Origin of the sequence: Marinobacter sp. NP-4(2019), from assembly GCF_003994855.1 — a bacterium.
Classification (GTDB): Bacteria; Pseudomonadota; Gammaproteobacteria; order Pseudomonadales; family Oleiphilaceae; genus Marinobacter.
On sequence record NZ_CP034142.1, the window covers coordinates 3342764 to 3362262 of the forward strand.

Below are 19499 nucleotides of genomic sequence, written 5' to 3' on the forward strand. Positions count from 1 at the left end.
TATAGCCGTTCATCCAGCCAGGAAACATAGTTATGGTCGAATTGGACAGAATCGATCACGCCATTATTCGCGAACTTCAGAAACACGCCCGGATCACTGTCACCGAGCTTGCCTCACGCGTGGGGTTGTCAAAGACCCCCTGCCAGGTTCGCATGCGTCGGCTCGAGGAACAGGGCTACATCACCGGCTACACCGCACTGGTGAACCAGACCAAACTCGGGCAGAGCCATATCGCCTTCGCTCAGGTCACCCTGCACGACACCAGCAGCCAGTCCCTGACAGCCTTCAACCAAGCCGTGAAGCAGATTTCCGCCGTCGAGCAATGCCATATGATCGCAGGCAACTTTGACTACCTGCTTAAGGTCAGGACCCGCAACATGGCAGAGTATCGACAGGTGCTGGGGGAACAGATCTCGGCCCTGCCCCATGTGTTGCAGACCAGCACGTTTGTGGTCATGGAGAGCGTCAAGGATGCGGGGCTGTAAGCGAAATCAACAGCCCCTGATCACCTATCGATAAACGCCGCTCGGTCCAATATCCAGATGGGACAGATGGCAGTGGCTGGCATCCAGTTCCAGGGGGATTCCCGCATGGGCACTCGTGCGTCCACGGGCCACTTCCGCCACCGCATATTCAAAACCACCAGGCAAGTCGATACGAGCCTGATGCTCCTCACCTGAAATCGGATTGATGATGGGCTCTCCGGACGCATTAATCATATCGGCCACCCGGACACTGGCACGACGCCGCTCAACATCGCAGTCCACCTGAATCGAACAGAACAGCGGGTCGTGCATTTTTGTCAATGTACTGGCAAACACGTTAAAGAAAGTGGCCCCGGGTTCGGATGTCTCGCCGGACAGGATCGACATCAGAGCCTCACGCTGCTCAGGTGTCGCCCGTTCGTCGACAAAGGCCTGACCCTGCCCATTACCCTCGTGAATGGCTCCGGGCCATTGCAGCGTCATGGCAAACGACAAACCGTCCAGACGGGTATCGCCAAAAAATCCCTCTTCAATCCTCACCGCAGCAAACGCCTTGCAGTCACCATGGGTCGGTCGGCCCATGAACTGGCAAGGGCAACCCACCTCACAGTTACAGTTTACGAACTCAGATCCCTTGATGCGCCAATCAACCTTATTCATCTCCGTCACTCCCGTAAGCAACGCAGTGTGTGTGGGTAGTAAGGGTAGCTCAGATCAGGGGATGGCATTAGACGATTACGAACCCAGAATCAGCCGGATATAATTGTCAGCATTATCCGGCGCATTCTGCTTCATGCGCGATTTCAGGACAGCGCAATTTTGTGCAATACCTGTGGCCGCAGCCCCGTCACACTCCTTGCAGACCATCCACAAGTAAGGAGCTGCCCGTGACCCTGTCCCTGATTCTGCCCATGTCCGCCTTTGCCCTGGCCGCCTCCATATCGCCAGGACCGGTCAATCTTGTCTGTTTGAGCAGCGGCACCCGCTATCACCTGTACAAGGGATTGTGGTTCGTTACCGGCGCTACGCTGGGATTCATCGCGCTCTTTCTGGCCATCGGACTGGGACTGCATTCCACACTTGCCTGGATTCCGGGATTTGAACGCCTGCTGACCTGGGCCGGTATCGCGTTTCTGCTTTACCTGAGCTACCGACTGGCCATCGATGACGGAACCATCACCAGCGACACCCCCGCCAAAGCCCCCGGATTCTGGACCGGCGCACTCATGCAGTGGCTCAACCCCAAGGCGTGGCTGGCCTCGGCCTCTGGAATTGGGGCATACACGTCCGGTGGCGACCTGGTTCAACTGACGATCTTTGCCACCCTGTATCTACCGATCTGTTGGCTGTCGCTGTCTACCTGGGTGCTGACCGGGCGCTTCCTCCGCCAGCAAATCCAGCGCCCCCGACTGCTGCAAACCGTCAATCGCAGCCTCGCCGTCCTGCTTGCGGCCAGTTGCCTGTACCTGATCCTCGATTAACGGCCGGCCGTATTGTCCCGGCGTGGCAGCCACCAAACGCTTGAAAACCCGCTGGAAGTGGGGTTGATCATAGAACCCGGCCGCCAGGGCGGCGTCGGCAATCGGCGCTCCCTGCTTCAGCGCGCGCTGCCCAAGCTGGATGCGGCGATTGATTTGGTAGGCATGAGGCGTCATCCCGAAGTGTTTGCGGAACACCCGTACCAGATGAGAGGGAGACAGCGCCACCCGCTCCGCCATCCACTCAAGGGATAACTCATCCGCACAATGGTTATCCAGGTACCGGGCAAGCGCCCGAACCGGATCTGGCGCAGGTGGAAATGGCCGGTCAGCCTGCGCGGATGGCGCAGCAACCGTCACCATCACCTCGGACAGAAACCCTTCCGCCCTGGCCCGTTTCTGCGATATCGGTACCTGTTCATCCAACAGGCAGTCCGCGAGAGCCCGGAACCCCAAAAACAGCGGCTCCGACCGAGTGACATCGCAATCCAGATCCTGCCAAACCGGCTCGTCAATCAAGCCCAGACGGTACCTGAGCCTGGTTAGCCAATCGGCATCCACATACAGCATCAGGTAGGCCCAGGGCTGATTCGCAATGGGATTGCAATTGTGCACCCATTCCGGGTTCATGAAGACCAACGCCCCGGCACTGACACGGTACTGCCGATCCACGTAGAAGAACGTACTCTGCCCGGCCGTAATGGCGCCCATCGACCACTGGGTGTGGGTATGGGGCGCGTAACACACCTTACGGCCATCCTCGACGACCCGAAGCTCGACATGGGGCAGCCGGCTGTCCCGCCAGAATACCGGTTGGGATGTGGATGATCTGCTCATACCGTAACTCACCTCCGACTTGTGGGCGTTGGTTTGCGGAGGAATTTCCTACCGCACAGTGCTAGAGTTTACATGGAATGCCCATCTGCATAAGGGAGGTCTTCATGAAACGTCCCGTCAGAATTGCAATCACTGGTGCCGCCGGTAGCGTCGGCTATTCCCTGCTGTTCAAGATCGCCACCGGCGACATGATCGACCGGAATCAACCCGTTATTCTGCAGCTCATCGAAGTGCCCGAGGCCATGGGGACGTTGCGCGGCGTAGCCATGGAACTGGAAGACTGTGCTTTCCCGTTACTACACAGCATCAGCCTGCACGACAAGTTTGAAGAAGGTGTTGTCGGCGCCCACTATGTGTTGCTACTAGGCGCCAAGCCCCGTGGACCGGGTATGGAGCGTAGCGAACTGATTGCCGTGAACGCACCGGCCTTTGCCAGCCAGGGTCGTGCCATCAATCAATTCGCCAACCGGGACGTGAAAGTGCTGGTCGTGGGCAATCCCGCGAACACCAACGCGCTGTGCGCCAGCCGCAACGCCCCGGACCTGTCACCGGCGCAGTTCACCGCCCTCACCCGGCTGGATCACAACCGTGCGAGGGGCATTCTGGCCAACCACACCGGCGCCAACCCCAAGGACATTCGGCGCATCACAATCTGGGGCAACCACTCCAACACCCAGTTCCCCGACCTGAGCCACGCCACCATCTACGGTGAGCCGGCGATGTCACAGGTGGATGAACGCTGGTATCGCGATCATTTTATCCAGAAGATCCAGAAGCGTGGAGCGGCCGTTATTGAAGCCCGCGGGCGTTCCAGTGCGGCCTCGGCCGCCCAGGCCGTCATCAACCACATGCACGACTGGATCAATGGCACCGACGAGAATGACTGGGTCAGTATGGCCATCGTCAGCGACGGCAGCTACGGTGTCGCGAAGGGGATAGTCTATTCCTTCCCGGTGCGCTGTGACTATGGCCGCTACCAGATCGTGCAGGGACTGGAGATCAGTGACTTTGCGCGGGAAAAAATGACGGCAACCGAACAGGAGTTACTCACCGAAATGAAGACCGTCGCCGACCTGCTCCCCAAGGAAACGGAAGCGTCGCACCTGAATCTCTCGGTGGGCCTGCGGTCGGGGCAGTACCTGCGGACCGACCGGGTGCGTTAATCGTTACCCGACCGGCTGGCAGCCACGGACGGCAAGTGCGATGTTGGCGCTGGCCTTGATCTGCTCGTAGTAACTCTCCGCAGAGCTCACGCCCTTTTGCGCCATGGAGCCAGCGGTCGGGTTCACCAAGGCAGCCAGTTGCTGCAATGACTGGGCGGACTGCTTGTCCTGCTGGTAAGTATCAAAGGCCTGATAGATTTCACCGCAGGTCACACCGTCGCCGTCGGTGGCGGCGGACGTCATGTAGCCGGATGTCTGGCAACCGGCCAAAGCGGTTGTCAGGAAAAGTGGAAACAAATAAACCTTCTTCAACGGATACTCCTCCAGATAATCGAAAGCGGGGTGGCGTTTTACCCCAACTCCATCCCTCAGGCAACATCAATACACGCCAAAGTCAGGGCCCAGGTTCCCATCTGAGGTGAGTTTTCCGTAGAACAGCCAGTCACCACAGATCATTGTGAATCGTCAGAAAGTGCCTCGTCGTTTCGCTCCAGCCATTCCCGGAACCATTGCTCCCGCAGCCGGACTGTTTGGGAGTACCAACGGTGGTCGCGAATGACGGCGTTGGCCATATGCTCCGGCGCCGTTGGCATGTGGGGGCGCATCGGCACGCGGGTCTCCACATGGAGACCAATACGTTGGCGCGCCGAGCGACGGGTGGGACCGTAGCTGATCCGGTTTGCCTGGGCGGCCATATGCTCAGTGCGGGTGGCAAACCCGATAAACTGCTCCGCCATGGCGGCCTGATCCGTGCCCCTGGGAATCGCCCAGCTGTTAAAGCCAATCAGTTGCCCATCCCAGATCACCGAAATCGGCACCCCCTCTTTTACCTGGGCATCGAAAAACCGCCCATTATACCCCGTTGCCATAGTCACCTTGCCGCTGGTGAGCAACTCGACCGACTCGTCACCGCCGGTCCACCAGACAATCTCGTCGCGAATTTCATCCAGGCGTCGAAACGCCAGCTCCAGCCCACGTCGAGTGCTGAGCAAATCATAGAGCTGCTCTCTCGGTACCGACAACGACAGTAATGCCCACTCGAGCATGCCCACCGGCGCCCGTCGCAATGCCCGCTTGCCGGGAAAGGTTTCCAGGTCAAAGAAATCTGCCACGTTGCGAGGCTTGATGCCGGGAAAGGCGCGATCGTCATAGGCAATCACGGTAGAAAAAACGATCTGGGTGATATAGCAGGGGTTAATGGCGCCGCCCATGAAATCCTCTTCCGGCGGTGTGCCGTCAGGGGCCGGTGCCAGAATTGACGGGGAGATAGTCTCCAGGAGTCCCTCCTCGCAGGCCGCGCTGGCATCCGACTGGATCATGTCGATTACGTCCCATTCCACGTTTCCGGACGCCAGATGGTCGCGAAGCACCTGCAAGCCACCGTTATAGAGGACCGTGCGCACTTCAATACCCGTCTGCTCGGTAAACGGCTGAAAATAGGCCTCCCTCTGGCTCGCCTCGTAGGCTCCGCCCCAGGTGGCCACCGTCAGCACCCGCTCTTCAGCTGACAACAGGCCCGGAAGGACCAGCACAGCGCCCATCAGCATCGTCCAGCTGCTAAGCCGCTTCATTTTCTTCCTCACGCAGATCATGAACGATTTCCAGGTAGGCCCGGATCACCGCCTCTTCCGGCACCACGCCAATCAGTCGGCCATCACCACCGACCAGTGGCACGGCCTCCCCCAGAAATCCCCGCAGCATTTCCATGGATTGCCAAACCGTGGTGTCGGCATCAAACCGTGTCGCGTCGGCCACCATTACGGTCTCCAACGGTGCATCAGCCCGACCATTGACCAGTTTCTGCAGCCGCACCACCCCCCGGAACAGCCCCTCACGGGTCAGCACCATGGCCTCGGCCCGGTCATCCTCCACCAGTCGCTGGCGCACGGCTCCGACGGTTTCATCCACGTAGGCCGTAGTGTAGGTCTGGATGCAATAGTCGCGGACCGGATGGGTCTCCAGAATCGCCTTGTCCCGCCCCAGGGAGAGATCAAACCCGCGGGCCCGGAGTTGAAGGTCAAACAGCGAACGCCCGATCACCCGGTAGGAAATGAGATTCGAGAACACCACGGCAACCATGGCGGCAATGGTCAGGTCATAACTGCGGGTCAGTTCGAATACGATCAGGATCGTGGTCAGCGGTGCGCCGATAACGGAGCTGGCCAGCGCCATCATGCCGCAGATGGCATACACCTCGAGCCCGGAGTATGGCAGCGGCAGCAGGTAAGGCAGGACCAGGCCGTAGAAGGCGCCGAACAAGATCCCCACCAACAGGGCCGGGCTGAAAACGCCACCCACAAAACCAAAGCCGATACACAGTGCCGTCAGCACCAGCTTGGCGACGATAATCAGCGCCAGCTCGCCAATGCCGAAGGCCCCCTCAATGGTGGCGAACCGCAGGGTTTCCTGGCCGATCCCCAGCACTTCGGGAATCCACAGTGCAACCAGCCCCAGCACCAACCCTGCCGACGCTGGCTTCAACCACTGCGGCACCGGAAACCGACCGGCAGCGGCGGTACTGGCTCGCAGCAGCCACATAAAACCACAGGCCAGCCCGGCGCTCAGAACTCCTTCCAGGGCGAAGAACAAAAACTCGTAGCTGTGTTCCACATGATCGAAACTCACCAGGAACAGCGCGGGCCGGTCGAAGATCACGTTGGCGATGATATAGCCGGTCGCGGAGGCCACGGTGACCGGCGCAAACGCCCGCAGGGAATAGTGACGCAGGATCACTTCGTGAGCGAATACCAGCCCGGCGATAGGCGCATTGAATGCGGTGGCAATAGCGGCTGCCACTCCACAGGCGATGGCGATGGAGCGCTGGTGCCGAAGATTGAGCCTGAGGTGGCCGGCGAGATTGCCGAACATGGCACCCAGGTAAACCAGTGGACCGTACTGCCCCACCGAGGCCCCGCTGCCAAGGGAGACCAGAGCCGCCAGGGTGGACGCCAGGCCGCTGCGAAAACCGGGCCCGGCGCGTTGGGTCTGCGCTGCCAGGATGGCATCGGGAGGGGCCAGGGCGCGCCGTTCCTGCACAAACCAGCGAACAATCAACCCGACCATCAGTCCGCCGCACGCCGGCACCGCGATGGTTGCAGCCACCACCAACAGGTGCCGGTCCTCCGCCTGGATACGGGCGTAAGGCGACACCAGCAGATAATCATTCAGTAGCAGAACCGCCTCAACAAAGGCAATGGCCGCCAGTGACGCTATGGCACCCACGATGACAGCCACCACCGTCACCATGATGACTTGATACACCGTCTGCCGAACGTCCAGTCTGTCCATGATGCCAGTGCCGTTTTTGGACTGAAGTATGTCGTATTTAATGTAGCAACCTCCCGGAATCGGGGCCACATTGAAACAAAGCCGTGTCCGGAATGACTGGCAGCAGTCTTGATATTCCTGGTTGAATATTTCTGGTGGAAGGGGTTATCGCTATGGCACAACTACCGAAAAGCGCAAAAGTCGTGATTATCGGGCAAGGGGGAATTGTTGGCTCATCGGTGGCCCACCACCTGATCGAACGCGGATGGGACAACATCGTTGGGCTGGAGAAGTCCGCCATTCCCACGGACATTGGCTCCACCTCCCACGCCTCGGATTTCTGTTTCACCACCTCCCAAGACAAGCTCAACGTCTACACCACCAAGTACAGCCAGGCATTTTACGAAAAACGCGGAAACTACGAGAAATGCGGTGGCATGGAGGTCGCCCGCATCGATGATGATGAGCGCATGGACGAGCTTCGCCGAAAAGTCGGCTCCGGCAAGGCTTTTGGCACCAATGTCAGCATGATTTCACCCCAAGAGGCCAAGGAACTGTTCCCGCTGCTGAATGAGAATTGCATCCAGGGTGCCATGTGGGACCCGGATGCCGGGCTGGTGGTGCCCCGGTCCCAGAAAGTGGCCGGCGACTTGGTGGAAGAAGCCGTTGCCACCGGCAAACTGCAGGCGTTCCCCTACACACCGGCGATCCGAATTGATGTCCAGGACGGCCAGGTGCGCGGTGTGGAAACCCATAAGGGCTACATCGAGACGGAATACGTGGTGCTCTCCATGGGTATCTGGGGGCCGTTGATGGCCAGTACCGCTTCGTCCCCCCTGCCACTGATGCCGCTGGAACATCCGCTGCTGTTCTTCGGTCCCTACGAGGCACTGAACGGTACCGGCAAGCAGATCGTCTATCCACTGTTCCGCGACCAGGGCAACTCCGCCTATGTGCGGGACACCGGCGACCCGACCACCACCGAAGGCGGTCACATCGAGTGGGGCTACTACGAAGCGGAAGACCCGCGCCTGGTGTACCCCAGTGCCATCGCCGAACCCAAAGACGCACGGATGTCTCCGTCCATGCGGGACCTGTCGCTGGAGCAGGTCATGGATGCCTATGAAAAGGCCATCGAAATGACCCCGATCCTGGGCGAACTGGGCTGGGAAGAGAAACATTCCTTTAACGGACTGTTGTCCGTCACGCCGGATGGCGGCTCACTGATGGGGGAATCTCCGGAAGTGCGCAACCTGTGGTTCTGCGAAGCGGTCTGGGTCAAGGACGGTCCCGGGGCCGGCAAGGTTCTGGCGGACTGGATGACCGACGGTAGGCCGGAACTGGACCCGCACAGCATCGATATCGCCCGCCACTACCCGCTGCAGAAAACACCGGATTACGTCTACAACCGCTGCTACGAAACCGCGAAAAAAATCTACAATCCGGCGGTTCATCCCCGGGAGCCCTACCTGACCGGGCGCCAGATGCGGACCAGCCCCTTCTACCTGCGGGAGGTGGAACTGGGGGGCTATTTCATGGAAGCCGCCGGCTGGGAGCGGGCCCATGGTTACGCCGCCAACGAAGCAACGCTGCTGGAGAAGTACCGGGACCGGATACCGGTGCGGGAACACGAATGGGACGCCCGGCATTTCTGGGAAGTCTCCAATGCCGAACAACTGGAGATGAGTGAATCCGTGGGCATGATCAACCTGTCCCACTTCGCTATCTTCGATATCTCCGGCGATGATGCCGAAGCCCTGCTGGAGTACCTTTCCGTTGCCAAGGTGGGCGGCACCACGCCCCATGGCAAAGGGGTATACACGCATTTCCTCGACGACCGGGGAGGTGTCCGCTCCGACCTGACCATCATCCGCCGGGGCGATAACGACTACCGGGTGATCTGTGGTGGTGACACCGGCCACCGGGACTATTGCTGGATCACGCGGATGGCCCGGGCAAAAGGTCTGGACAAGGTTCGCGTACAGGACCGCACCGATGAGCTTGCCACCCTGGGGCTGTGGGGACCCAAAGCACGGGAGACCCTGTCATCGCTGGTCAGCAATCCGGACGAACTGTCCCACGAGAACTTCCCCTTTGCCACCGCCCGGGAACTGAATATCCAGGGCGTACCGGTCTGGGCCTTCCGCATTTCCTATGTGGGGGAGCAGGGCTGGGAACTCTACTTCCCGTTCAGCTACGGCCTGCGGATCTGGGACCTGCTCTACGACGCGGGTGTCACCCCCGTTGGCATCGAAACCTACGCCAACACCCGCCGGCTGGAGAAGAGTTTGCGCCTGCAGAACGTGGATCTGGAGGTGGAATACAACCTGTACGAGGCCGGACTGGCCCGCCCCAAGGTCAAGGAAGCGGACTTCCATGGCAAGGCCGCCTACCTGGAGCAGCGGGCACTGCCACAGCAGGCCGCCTACCTGTGCACCATGACCATGCTGGAGCACCGTGATGCCAGCGGCGTATTGCGCTACCCGGTGGGCCAGTGGCCGATCCTGGACCCGCAAACCGGCGAGGTGCTGGTGGACAGCCAGGGGCGTCGATCCTACAACACCAGTGCCGTCTGGGGGCCGTCGGTGGGCAAGATCATCCTGCTGGGGTACATCCCGGCCGATTATGCCCAGGAAGGGCGGGAACTGACCCTGGAATACTTCCAGGAGCACTACCCGATCCGGATTGAGGCGGTTGGTTACCGGGCACTGTTTGATCCTGATAACGAGCGGGTGAAATCCTGACGGCCAATCTCTCGCCAATGCCGGCGGTCAGCATTCAATGATGTTGACCGCCAGCCCGCCCCTGGCGGTTTCCTTGTACTTGTCGAGCATGTCGCGACCGGTTTCCCTCATGGTGTGAAGCACCTTGTCGAGAGAGACATAGTGTTTGCCATCCCCCCGCAGGGCCATGATCGCTGCATCAATGGCTTTTACCGATGCCATGGCATTGCGCTCGATACAGGGGATCTGCACCAGCCCGCCAATCGGATCACAGGTCATGCCCAGGTGATGCTCCATGCCAATTTCCGCAGCATTCTCCACCTGCTCCGGTGAGCCACCGGTGGCGGCAGCAAGTCCGGCAGCCGCCATGGCACAAGCGGAGCCGACTTCTCCCTGACAACCTACCTCGGCGCCGGAAATGGAGGCATTTTCCTTGAACAGCACACCGATGGCCGCTGCCGTCAGCATGAACCGGACGACACCGTCGTCATTTGCCCGCGGACAGAACTCCACGAAGTAGTGCAGCACCGCCGGGATAATGCCGGCGGCACCGTTGGTGGGCGCCGTCACAATCCGGCCACCGGCGGCGTTCTCCTCATTCACCGCCAGGGCATAAAGGTTCACCCAGTCCAGGGCGCTGAGGGAGGGGGAAATCAGATCCACCCGCTGCTTGTCCATCAGCGACCGGTGCAGCGCCGCCGCCCGCCGACGAACCTTCAGGCCGCCCGGCAACTCGCCCTCATGGCGAATACCGTTCCGGACGCATTCACGCATCACCTGCCAAAGCCCGAGGATACCGTCACGGATCTGCTGCGGTGTACGCCAGACCTGTTCGTTGGCAAACATGATATCGGCAATGGCCATATCGTGTTCGCTACACAGTGCCAGTAACTCTCGACCACTGCCGAACGGATACGGCAGCCGGGTGGTATCCTCCCGGATCGTCAGTTGACCACCCGCTTGAGCATCCACCACAAAGCCGCCACCCACCGAGTAGTAGGTTTTCTCGAGCAGGCACCGACCGTCCCCGTCAAAGGCCAGACACATCATGCCATTGGGATGTTCGGGAAGGGATTTGCGGCGAAAATAGACCAGGTCCGTCTTTTCCCGGAACCGTACGGGCCACCGCCCACCCAGGGACAGGCTCCCGTCGTGGCGGATACGCTCGATGCGGTCTGGCATGGTATCCGGATCGATCCCGTCCGGACGCTCGCCTTCCAGGCCCATCAATACAGCGGGGCCTGTACCATGCCCCTTGCCAGTAGCGCCCAGCGAACCATACAGGGAGACTTTCAGCCGCCGGACCGAAGGTGCCAGCTGTTCGGTTTCCAGAGCACTGGCAAACCGACGCGCCGCCTCCATGGGCCCGACCGTATGGGAACTGGAGGGGCCAATACCAATCTTGAACAGCTCGAACAGACTGATAGCCAATGGACTGCTCCTGCCGCTGTACGTTCCTTAACGGTAACGCGGCCCGACCTCCGCCACGTGCTTGCAGGCGACACTCGCAGCATGATTTACGACACATCGCAAGCCCGGGCCAAATGCATCAGGAACGTCGCTTTTGGAACATTCGGGAAGGGGCGATGTCGGTTGTGGACCATTCGTCACCACTGCTCCATCTTAGAATGGAATGTAGCCGGAACTGATCATTAATTGCACAATCCAATTGCAACAGCTAGTGTTCAGATTGAGGCGGGGAGATAACACAGTGGCCACCGATACAGACTCGCACACAGCGCACGCAGGCAACCCTGCCAGTACACCCTATCGGGTGGGCTTTCTGCTGATCGACAACTTTACCCTGATCGCATTAGCCACGGCTGTTGAGCCCCTGAGAATGGCCAACCAGCTGGCCGGTGCCGAACTTTATTCATGGAAACTGCTGACAGCGGAAGGCGAAGCTGCCCGCGCCAGTGACGGCATTACCATGCTGCCGGATGCCTCAATTCGCGACGAACATGAATTTGACCTGATCATCGTGGTCGCCGGCATCGATGTCACCCGCAGTTTTTCGCCGAATGAAGTCAACTGGCTGAAACAAATGTCCCGCCGGCATGTGTTACTGGGGGCTGTATGCACGGGGGCCTACGTCCTCGCCAGTGCGGGCCTGCTCGACGGCTATTCCTGCAGTGCCCACTGGGAGTGCCTGGAAGCCATACAGGAGCGTTTCCCCCGGGTACAGACCAACAACCACCTGTTTACCGTGCAGCGTGAACGGATGACCTGCACCGGCGGCACCGTTCCCATGCATATGATGCTCAGCTTCCTGGCACGCCGACATGGCCAGGAACTCAGCAATGCCGTATCCCATATGTTCGTCTGTGACAGGGTGCGCGAAGAGCGGGAGCAACAACCCATGCCGATGCTTCCCAAGCTGGCCTGCGCACAGCCCAAACTTGCAGAAGCTGCCCAGTTGATGGAAGCCAACATCGAAGAACCCATAGAGCTTCAGGAACTGGCCACCCTGGCAGGAATCTCCCGCCGCCAGCTCGAACGTCTTTTTCTGAAACACATGGGCTGCACGCCCTCACGCTACTACCTGAGGATACGACTCAACCGGGCCCGCCGACTGCTGAAACAGACCTCGTGCTCCATTGTTGAAATTGCTTCCATGTGTGGGTTTGTCTCCGCGACCCATTTCAGCCGCTGCTACCGTAAATTCATGGGCAGGGCTCCGAAGCATGAACGAATGGAGGTTTTTACTCCGGACATCACCGGTGATGTCATCACTGACACCATGCAGAGCCTGCCATCGTCATCGATGATGGCGCTGCGCCGCGCCCGGGTCGAGCCGACTTACGGCATTTTCGGTCCGGAGAATCCACCGCCGAGGTCATCCGGGACCGTGAACTGACCGTTCCCATGATCGCTGCCCAGGCAGCGGGAGGCGTCGAATGCAGGAACCGAACTTTAACGATCAGGATAATCGGATAACGCAACTGATCGAGCAGCACCAGCACCTGCCAGGCGCGCTTTTGCCACTACTGCATGCCGTGCAACAAGCCTTCGGTTACATCCCTCCTACCACCGTGCCCGCCATTGCCGAAGCCCTGGCCCTGAGCCGGGCCGAGGTGCACGGGGTCATCAGTTTTTACCACGGTTTCCGCTCCCAGCCCTGCGGTCGTAATGTCCTGCAGATCTGCTGTGCGGAAGCCTGCCAGGCCCGGGGCAGCCGGCAGCTGGCCGCGCATACCCGGCAACAGCTGGGGGTGGATTTTCACCAGACCACGGCGGATGGCGAGATCACCCTGGAGCCGGTGTATTGTCTGGGCAACTGCGCCACCGGCCCAAGCGTCCGCATTGGCGACCGGGTCCTGGGCCGGGTCGACGCGGCAACCATGGACCGCTTGCTGGACGAGTTGACACGGGTCCCCCTCCGCTTCCAGTCCGAGCCAATGGCCTCCGAAACCGGTGACACAACGCGGGGTAGCCAATGATCAACGTCTATGTCCCCCGGGACACCACCGCCCTGTCACTGGGTGCCGACGCTGTAGCGGATCGCCTCACACGGGAAATCCAACAGCGCAGCGTGTCCGCCCGAGTGGTGCGCAACGGCTCCCGTGGTCTGTTCTGGCTGGAACCGCTGGTTGAGGTGGACACGCCCCGGGGGCGGATGGCCTATGGCCCGGTGACACCGGACGACATCACCGCCCTGCTGGACCATGGAATGCTCGAGGGCAGCGAAAGCCATCCGCTGTGCCAGGGCGTTACGGAGACCATTCCCTACCTCCGGAACCAGCAACGCCTGACGTTCTCCCGTGTGGGCATTATCGACCCACTATCGATTGCCGACTACCGCAACCATGGCGGGTTCCGCGGACTGGAACGGGCACTGACGCTGGAAGCAGACCAGATTGTCGACGAGGTGGAGCTTTCGGGATTACGCGGCCGGGGCGGCGCGGCTTTTCCCGCCGGGCGCAAGTGGCGCACGGTTCTGGAGGCCGACCCGAAACGGCCGGGGCAACCCTGGAGCGGCCACAAGTTTATCGTCTGCAACGCCGACGAGGGCGATTCCGGCACCTTTGCCGACCGACTGCTGATGGAAGGCGATCCCTATGTGCTGATTGAAGGCATGGTGATTGCCGGACTGGCCGTGGGCGCCGACACCGGGTTTATCTACCTGCGCTCGGAATACCCCAACGCCCACCGGATACTCACCGAAGCCATCACCCGGGCAGAAACCGAAGGCTATCTTGGCACCAACCTGCGGGGCAGTGGCCGGACCTTTAACCTGTACATCCGCCTGGGTGCCGAGGCCTACATCTGTGGCGAAGAGACCGCCATGCTCGACAGCCTCGAAGGCAAGCGGGGCATGGTACGCGCCAAACCGCCACTGCCAGCCCATCACGGGGCCTTCGGCCAACCCACGATGGTCAACAACGTACTGACCCTGGCCGCCGTGCCCTACATACTGGCCGAAGGCGGCCAGACCTATGCCGATTACGGCATGGGCCGTTCACGGGGAACCCAGCCCTTCCAACTGGCGGGCAACCTGGCCCGGGGCGGACTGGTGGAACTGGCGTTTGGCGTCACCCTGCGCAGCCTGCTGTACGATTTTGGCGGCGGCACCGAATCGGGTCGCCCGTTAAGGGCGGTACAGGTCGGCGGGCCACTCGGCGCCTACCTGCCGGAGAGTCACTGGGATACGCCGATGGACTACGAAGCAATGGCCGACGTCGGCGGCATGGTTGGCCACGGCGGCATCGTTGCCTTTGATGACAGCGTGGACATGGCGCAGCAGGCCCGCTTCGCCATGGAGTTCTGCCGCGTGGAATCCTGCGGCAAATGCACGCCCTGCCGCATCGGCGCGGTGCGCGGGGTGGAAGTGATCGACCGCATCATCGCCAACCAGGACCGTACCGATAACCTCGCCCTGCTGCAGGATCTCTGTGACACCATGGAAATGGGCTCGCTCTGCGCCATGGGTGGCATGACACCCAATCCGGTGCGGAGCGCACTGCAATTTTTCCCCGACGATTTCGCCCGGCCAGCGGGCAATGTGGGAGGCTGACCATGCTGCAATATTACGATCCTGCGCAAGCAGCCGAGATTGATTTGGGTACCCCACCCGTGGCCTCGGAGACCGAGGTGCAACTGACCATCGACGGCGTAGCGGTCACCGTGCCCGCCGGCACATCGGTCATGCGGGCAGCAGCACTGACCGGACACCGGATACCCAAACTCTGCGCCAGCGACAACCTGGAGGCCTTCGGCTCCTGCCGCCTGTGCCTGGTGGCCATCGAGGGCCGGCGTGGCTATCCCGCCGCCTGTACCACACCGGTGGAAGACGGTATGAAGGTCCAGACCCAGACCCAGGAACTGGCCCGGTTGCGCCGCAACGTGATGGAACTGTATATCTCCGATCACCCCCTGGACTGTCTGACCTGCTCTGCCAACGGCAACTGCGAGCTGCAGGATATGGCCGGCGCAGTGGGGCTGCGGGAGGTGCGATACGGCTACGACGGCGACAACCACCTGGACGCACAACCGGATACCTCCAATCCCTATTTCAGTTTTGATCCCGGCAAGTGCATTGTCTGTTCCCGCTGTGTCCGGGCCTGCGAGGAAGTCCAGGGCACCTTTGCCCTGACCATCCAGGGACGAGGATTCGACTCCACCGTGGCCGCCAGCCAGGACGATCCTTTTGTCGATTCCGAATGCGTCTCCTGTGGCGCCTGCGTCCAGGCTTGCCCCACCGCAACCCTGATGGAAAACAGTGTGATCGAAATGGGCCAGCCTGATCGCAGCGTGGTGACCACTTGCGCGTACTGCGGTGTGGGTTGTTCGTTCCGCGCCGAGATGAAAGGCAATGAACTGGTGCGCATGGTGCCCCACAAGGATGGCCACGCCAATCACGGCCATTCCTGCGTCAAGGGTCGCTTCGCTTTTGGCTACGCCACCCACCCGGACCGCATTACCACCCCTATGATTCGCGACAGCATCCACGAGCCCTGGCGCCGCGTGGAGTGGGACGAGGCCATCGGTTTCGCCGCCCGGCGCCTGCGGGACATCCAGTCCCGCCATGGCCGCGACAGCATAGGTGGTATCACCTCGTCCCGTTGCACCAACGAGGAAACCTATCTGGTACAAAAACTGGTGCGCACGGCGTTCGGCAACAACAACACCGACACCTGTGCCCGCGTCTGCCACTCCCCCACCGGTTATGGTCTGAAGATGACTCTGGGCGAGTCCGCCGGCACCCAGACCTTCGACTCGGTGATGCACGCCGATGTGATCCTGGTGATCGGCGCCAACCCCACCGACGCCCATCCGGTGTTTGCCTCCCAGTTGCGCCGCCGCCTGCGCCAGGGTGCCCGGCTGATCGTTGCCGATCCCCGCTCCATCGATCTGTTGCGAACGGTCCATGCCGACGAGGGACTTCACCTGCCGCTTCGGCCCGGCACCAATGTGGCACTGATCAACGCCCTCGCCCACGTGGTGGTCACCGAGGGGCTGGAAGATCAGGACTTCATCAGTCGACGCTGCGAGCCCGATACCTACGCTGCATGGCGAACCTTCATCACCGATCCGCGACACGCCCCGGAAGCAACCGAAGCAGTCACCGGTGTACCCGCCGAGCAGGTGCGGGAAGCGGCGCGGCTGTTCGGCAAAGCCCGTAATGCCGCCATCTACTACGGCCTGGGGGTCTCCGAACACAGCCAGGGGTCCACCATGGTCATGGGCATTGCCAACCTGGCCATGGCCACCGGCAACCTTGGCCGGGAAGGCGTTGGCGTGAACCCCCTGCGGGGCCAGAACAACGTACAGGGTTCCTGTGACATGGGCTCCTTCCCCCACGAACTGCCTGGCTATCAACACGTCGCGGTGGACGAGCTGCGCAAGCCCTTTGAACAGGCCTGGGGCGTGACCATCGGTCGCGAAGCCGGTCTGCGTATTCCCAACATGCTGGATGCGGCAGTGGATGGCAGTTTCAAGGGACTGTATGTGCAGGGTGAGGACATCGCCCAGTCCGACCCCAATACCCGCCACGTGGAGCAGGCCCTGGAATCACTGGAATGCCTTATCGTCCAGGACCTGTTCCTGAACGAGACCGCCAAGTTCGCGCATGTGTTGCTGCCGGGTTCCTCCTTCCTGGAAAAGGATGGCACCTTCACCAACGCCGAACGACGGATCAACCGGGTACGTCAGGTTATACCGCCACTGGCCGGCAAGGCCGACTGGGAGGTCACTCAGGACCTGTCCAACGCGCTCGGCTATCCGATGAACTACAGCCACCCCAGTGAAATCATGGACGAGATCGCCCGGCTTACGCCGACGTTCCGGAGTGTCAGCTTCGAGAAGATCGACCGCCTCGGCAGCATCCAGTGGCCCTGCAACGAAGCCTTCCCCGAAGGTACCCCGATCATGCATGTGGCGGAGTTTCCCATTGGCCTGGGGCGGTTCATGCAGACCGAATACGTGCCCACGGACGAGAAGTCCAACAGCCGCTACCCGTTGCTGCTGACCACCGGTCGTATTCTCAGCCAGTACAATGTGGGCGCCCAGACCCGGCGCACCAGGAACAGTTTCTGGCACCAGGAGGATGTTCTGGATATACACCCGCAGGACGCGGAGGATCGGGGCATCGCCGACGGCGACTGGACCGGCATCACCAGCCGCGCCGGCAACACCGTGCTTCGGGCACGGATCAGCACCAGGGTTCAGCCCGGCGTGGTCTACACCACCTTCCATCACCCGGTCAGTGGCGCCAACGTCATCACCACGGACAATTCCGACTGGGCCACCAACTGCCCGGAATACAAGGTGACCGCCGTTCAGGTCGAGAAAGTGCACCAGCCTTCCAACTGGCAGAAACGCCATCAGGCCGATGACCGGGAACAGCGGGGCTATCTGACCGGGGCCACACCGGCCCGGGAGTCATGATGACGGCACCAAAGCGGGACGAATTGGCCGGCAATGGCTATCAGCCAGTCACCGTCCAGGTACGGGAGCGCCACGATGGCCGTTGGGTACAACGCACCCTCCACGACTCGGTGTCCGAGGAATGCCCGGTGGCGCTGGTGTACAACGGTATCTCCCATGCAGTCATGATGGCCACCCCCACCGACCTGGAAGATTTCGCCCTGGGTTTCAGCCTGTCCGAGCGTATTGTCACTGAACCGGAGCAGATATTTGAGACCGAGATTATCGATCACGGCGAACAGGGTGTTGAACTGCAGATGCATATCCACGGCGCCTGCGCCAACGCCCTCAAGCTGGCGCAACGCAACCTGGTCGGCCCCACCGGCTGCGGCCTGTGTGGCAAGGCCACCCTGGAGCAGATCCGCCAGCCGTTACCGACACGCCAGCGCAAACCGCTACCGGCGCCCGAGCCGATCCAGACCGCCCTTACCGGCCTCGACCAGCATCAGCGCCTGCAGCAGGTAACCGGCACCATGCACGCCGCCTGCTGGTGCGACAGCGAGGGACGAATCCAATTGTTGCGGGAGGATGTCGGTCGGCACAACGCCCTGGACAAGCTGATCGGCGCGCTGCGACGCGCCGGACATAACCGGAGTAATGGATTCGCACTGGTGTCCAGCCGCGGCAGCTATGAGATGGTGGCCAAGGCCGCAGAGGCCGATCTGGGCACCCTGGTAACCGTGTCCGGTGTGACCGCCATGGCCATCCGCGATGCCCGTCAGGCCGGGCTCAACCTTATCGGCTTTGCCCGCCGTGGCCGGCAGGTAGTCTACACCTCGGGAGACCCTGCGCATGACTAAGGAATCCACCGCCCACCTGGTGAAGATGATCAACCAGATCGCTGCCAATTGCCCCTGTCAGGACGATCCGGCGGCGGTCACCCAGGCAACCACCAACCATATCCACAAATTCTGGGCCCATTCCATGAAGGAGGACATTGTTGCCTATCTGGAGTCCGGTGGCGAAGGCCTGAGCCCTGCGGCCGTGGAGGCCATCAGGGCCCTGGAATCCAGCCTCAAGCACATTCTTTAGTGGGGTTGGGGCTCCATGGTCTTCGAACCAGCATCCGGGAGGATTATTCACAGTCTCAAGCTCGCAGTGCACCGCCTGGATTCGATCTCGTACAAAGCATCTTCCATGGCGGCAACATATCCTGTGCGGTGTTGGCAAAGGCCGTACTATCGCTGAATTTTGGGAGCTTACTCAGAATCTCAAATCAAGCTCCTGCCACTGCACCCAAAAAGCAATCCATTGCAGCTTCATCTATCAACATTACGACTCAAGTCTGCTAAAAACTTTTTTACATTCCAAACGACATATACCAGTAAAAAATTAAGGAATAAAAGAACACTTATCCAGACAAATAATGTGGTAGCAATTTTTTGATAACCAGCCCTTATGAAGGCCAGAACATCACTTGAAACAGCTTGTTCAAGACTCAATGAAATGCTAGGCAAATAATACTGATTAAATACAACGAACAGCAAAACACTAACGACTAAAACCAAGACAACCAATCCCAAAACTGGCCAAAATAGAAGTTTGTCAAGCCGCTTATAATAAGCGTTTCCACGAATGTCCATTTCACCCATTAAACACCTCAACAATTCACATCAAATT

At 60.5% G+C, this 19499-nt stretch carries 16 protein-coding genes and 1 pseudogene; 10 read left to right on the plus strand and 7 right to left on the minus strand.

Annotation, left to right across the window (positions count from 1 at the left end):
- The first annotated feature begins 32 nt into the window (after positions 1 to 32).
- Positions 33 to 485, plus strand: a complete 453-nt coding sequence (locus EHN06_RS15185; protein WP_127333381.1) for an Lrp/AsnC ligand binding domain-containing protein — start codon at positions 33 to 35, stop codon at positions 483 to 485.
- Between the two features lie 24 nt (positions 486 to 509).
- Here the strand turns inward: EHN06_RS15185 and EHN06_RS15190 are convergent, their stop codons facing one another.
- A complete protein-coding gene (locus EHN06_RS15190) occupies positions 510 to 1145 on the minus strand; it encodes a DUF1326 domain-containing protein (RefSeq protein ID WP_127333382.1) in 636 nt (211 codons plus the stop codon).
- A 233-nt stretch (positions 1146 to 1378) separates the two neighbouring features.
- Here EHN06_RS15190 and EHN06_RS21530 point away from each other — a divergent pair, with 233 nt between their 5' ends.
- Positions 1379 to 1966: a LysE family translocator gene (locus EHN06_RS21530; protein WP_127334465.1), complete on the plus strand. Its 588-nt coding sequence runs from the start codon at positions 1379 to 1381 to the stop codon at positions 1964 to 1966.
- A gap of 66 nt (positions 1967 to 2032) precedes the next feature.
- On the opposite strand, the pseudogene EHN06_RS15200 reads toward EHN06_RS21530, so the two are convergent.
- A pseudogene (locus tag EHN06_RS15200) lies at positions 2033 to 2800 on the minus strand (AraC family ligand binding domain-containing protein); the annotation flags it as partial.
- A 104-nt stretch (positions 2801 to 2904) separates the two neighbouring features.
- On the opposite strand from EHN06_RS15200, the gene EHN06_RS15205 reads away from it, so the two are divergent.
- Entirely contained in the window at positions 2905 to 3963 is a 1059-nt protein-coding gene (locus tag EHN06_RS15205; RefSeq protein ID WP_127333383.1) for a malate dehydrogenase, read from the plus strand.
- A 3-nt stretch (positions 3964 to 3966) separates the two neighbouring features.
- Here the strand turns inward: EHN06_RS15205 and EHN06_RS15210 are convergent, their stop codons facing one another.
- From EHN06_RS15210 to EHN06_RS15220, 3 genes are all read right to left on the minus strand, one after another.
- Complete coding sequence (locus EHN06_RS15210) at positions 3967 to 4275, minus strand: lipoprotein (RefSeq protein WP_127333384.1); 309 nt, start codon at positions 4273 to 4275, stop codon at positions 3967 to 3969.
- 140 nt (positions 4276 to 4415) lie between these two features.
- Positions 4416 to 5534 (minus strand): ABC transporter substrate-binding protein, encoded by a 1119-nt coding sequence (locus EHN06_RS15215; protein WP_164735617.1) that lies wholly within the window; start codon positions 5532 to 5534, stop codon positions 4416 to 4418.
- Positions 5521 to 7251, minus strand: a complete 1731-nt coding sequence (locus EHN06_RS15220) for a chloride channel protein (protein WP_127333386.1) — start codon at positions 7249 to 7251, stop codon at positions 5521 to 5523. Before EHN06_RS15220 ends, EHN06_RS15215 begins: the two co-directional genes overlap by 14 nt.
- Before the next feature lie 152 nt (positions 7252 to 7403).
- Between EHN06_RS15220 and EHN06_RS15225 the strand changes: the two genes are divergently transcribed.
- Positions 7404 to 9974: a GcvT family protein gene (locus EHN06_RS15225; RefSeq protein WP_127333387.1), complete on the plus strand. Its 2571-nt coding sequence runs from the start codon at positions 7404 to 7406 to the stop codon at positions 9972 to 9974.
- Positions 9975 to 10001: 27 nt separating this feature from the next.
- Here the strand turns inward: EHN06_RS15225 and EHN06_RS15230 are convergent, their stop codons facing one another.
- Positions 10002 to 11384, minus strand: coding sequence for an L-serine ammonia-lyase (locus EHN06_RS15230; protein WP_127333388.1), 1383 nt, complete (start codon positions 11382 to 11384; stop codon positions 10002 to 10004).
- A gap of 280 nt (positions 11385 to 11664) precedes the next feature.
- Between EHN06_RS15230 and EHN06_RS15235 the strand changes: the two genes are divergently transcribed.
- From EHN06_RS15235 to EHN06_RS15260, 6 genes are read left to right on the plus strand one after another with little or no spacing between them, the layout of a single operon-like run.
- The gene (locus tag EHN06_RS15235) at positions 11665 to 12810 is read left to right on the plus strand and encodes a GlxA family transcriptional regulator (RefSeq protein ID WP_127333389.1); all 1146 of its coding nucleotides are present in this window, start codon (positions 11665 to 11667) and stop codon (positions 12808 to 12810) included.
- A 40-nt stretch (positions 12811 to 12850) separates the two neighbouring features.
- Positions 12851 to 13393 carry a formate dehydrogenase subunit gamma gene (locus EHN06_RS15240; protein ID WP_127333390.1) on the plus strand — a complete coding sequence of 181 codons (543 nt, stop codon included), beginning with the start codon at positions 12851 to 12853 and terminating at the stop codon, positions 13391 to 13393.
- Complete coding sequence (locus tag EHN06_RS15245) at positions 13390 to 14967, plus strand: formate dehydrogenase beta subunit (RefSeq protein ID WP_127333391.1); 1578 nt, start codon at positions 13390 to 13392, stop codon at positions 14965 to 14967. Before EHN06_RS15240 ends, EHN06_RS15245 begins: the two co-directional genes overlap by 4 nt.
- A 2-nt stretch (positions 14968 to 14969) precedes the next feature.
- Positions 14970 to 17840, plus strand: coding sequence for a formate dehydrogenase subunit alpha (gene fdhF / locus EHN06_RS15250; RefSeq protein WP_127333392.1), 2871 nt, complete (start codon positions 14970 to 14972; stop codon positions 17838 to 17840).
- On the plus strand, positions 17840 to 18679 hold the full coding sequence (gene fdhD, locus EHN06_RS15255; RefSeq protein WP_127333393.1) for a formate dehydrogenase accessory sulfurtransferase FdhD: 840 nt from the start codon (positions 17840 to 17842) through the stop codon (positions 18677 to 18679). Before fdhF ends, fdhD begins: the two co-directional genes overlap by 1 nt.
- Positions 18672 to 18911 (plus strand): formate dehydrogenase subunit delta, encoded by a 240-nt coding sequence (locus tag EHN06_RS15260; RefSeq protein ID WP_127333394.1) that lies wholly within the window; start codon positions 18672 to 18674, stop codon positions 18909 to 18911. Before fdhD ends, EHN06_RS15260 begins: the two co-directional genes overlap by 8 nt.
- Before the next feature lie 227 nt (positions 18912 to 19138).
- Here the strand turns inward: EHN06_RS15260 and EHN06_RS15265 are convergent, their stop codons facing one another.
- On the minus strand, positions 19139 to 19471 hold the full coding sequence (locus tag EHN06_RS15265; protein WP_127333395.1) for a hypothetical protein: 333 nt from the start codon (positions 19469 to 19471) through the stop codon (positions 19139 to 19141).
- Positions 19472 to 19499: the final 28 nt, after the last annotated feature.

Excerpts from the sequence above, each read along its gene's own strand:
- EHN06_RS15260 (WP_127333394.1), top strand. The coding sequence starts at position 18,672 with ATGACTAAGGAATCCACCGCCCACCTGGTGAAGATGATCAACCAGATC.
- EHN06_RS15240 (WP_127333390.1), top strand. The coding sequence starts at position 12,851 with ATGCAGGAACCGAACTTTAACGATCAGGATAATCGGATAACGCAACTG.
- EHN06_RS15225 (WP_127333387.1), top strand. The coding sequence starts at position 7,404 with ATGGCACAACTACCGAAAAGCGCAAAAGTCGTGATTATCGGGCAAGGG.
- EHN06_RS15205 (WP_127333383.1), top strand. The coding sequence starts at position 2,905 with ATGAAACGTCCCGTCAGAATTGCAATCACTGGTGCCGCCGGTAGCGTC.
- EHN06_RS15185 (WP_127333381.1), top strand. The coding sequence starts at position 33 with ATGGTCGAATTGGACAGAATCGATCACGCCATTATTCGCGAACTTCAG.
- EHN06_RS15245 (WP_127333391.1), top strand. The coding sequence starts at position 13,390 with ATGATCAACGTCTATGTCCCCCGGGACACCACCGCCCTGTCACTGGGT.
- EHN06_RS15220 (WP_127333386.1), bottom strand. The coding sequence starts at position 7,251 with ATGGACAGACTGGACGTTCGGCAGACGGTGTATCAAGTCATCATGGTG.
- EHN06_RS15265 (WP_127333395.1), bottom strand. The coding sequence starts at position 19,471 with ATGGGTGAAATGGACATTCGTGGAAACGCTTATTATAAGCGGCTTGAC.
- fdhD (WP_127333393.1), top strand. The coding sequence starts at position 17,840 with ATGACGGCACCAAAGCGGGACGAATTGGCCGGCAATGGCTATCAGCCA.
- EHN06_RS15190 (WP_127333382.1), bottom strand. The coding sequence starts at position 1,145 with ATGAATAAGGTTGATTGGCGCATCAAGGGATCTGAGTTCGTAAACTGT.
- fdhF (WP_127333392.1), top strand. The coding sequence starts at position 14,970 with ATGCTGCAATATTACGATCCTGCGCAAGCAGCCGAGATTGATTTGGGT.
- EHN06_RS15215 (WP_164735617.1), bottom strand. The coding sequence starts at position 5,534 with ATGAAGCGGCTTAGCAGCTGGACGATGCTGATGGGCGCTGTGCTGGTC.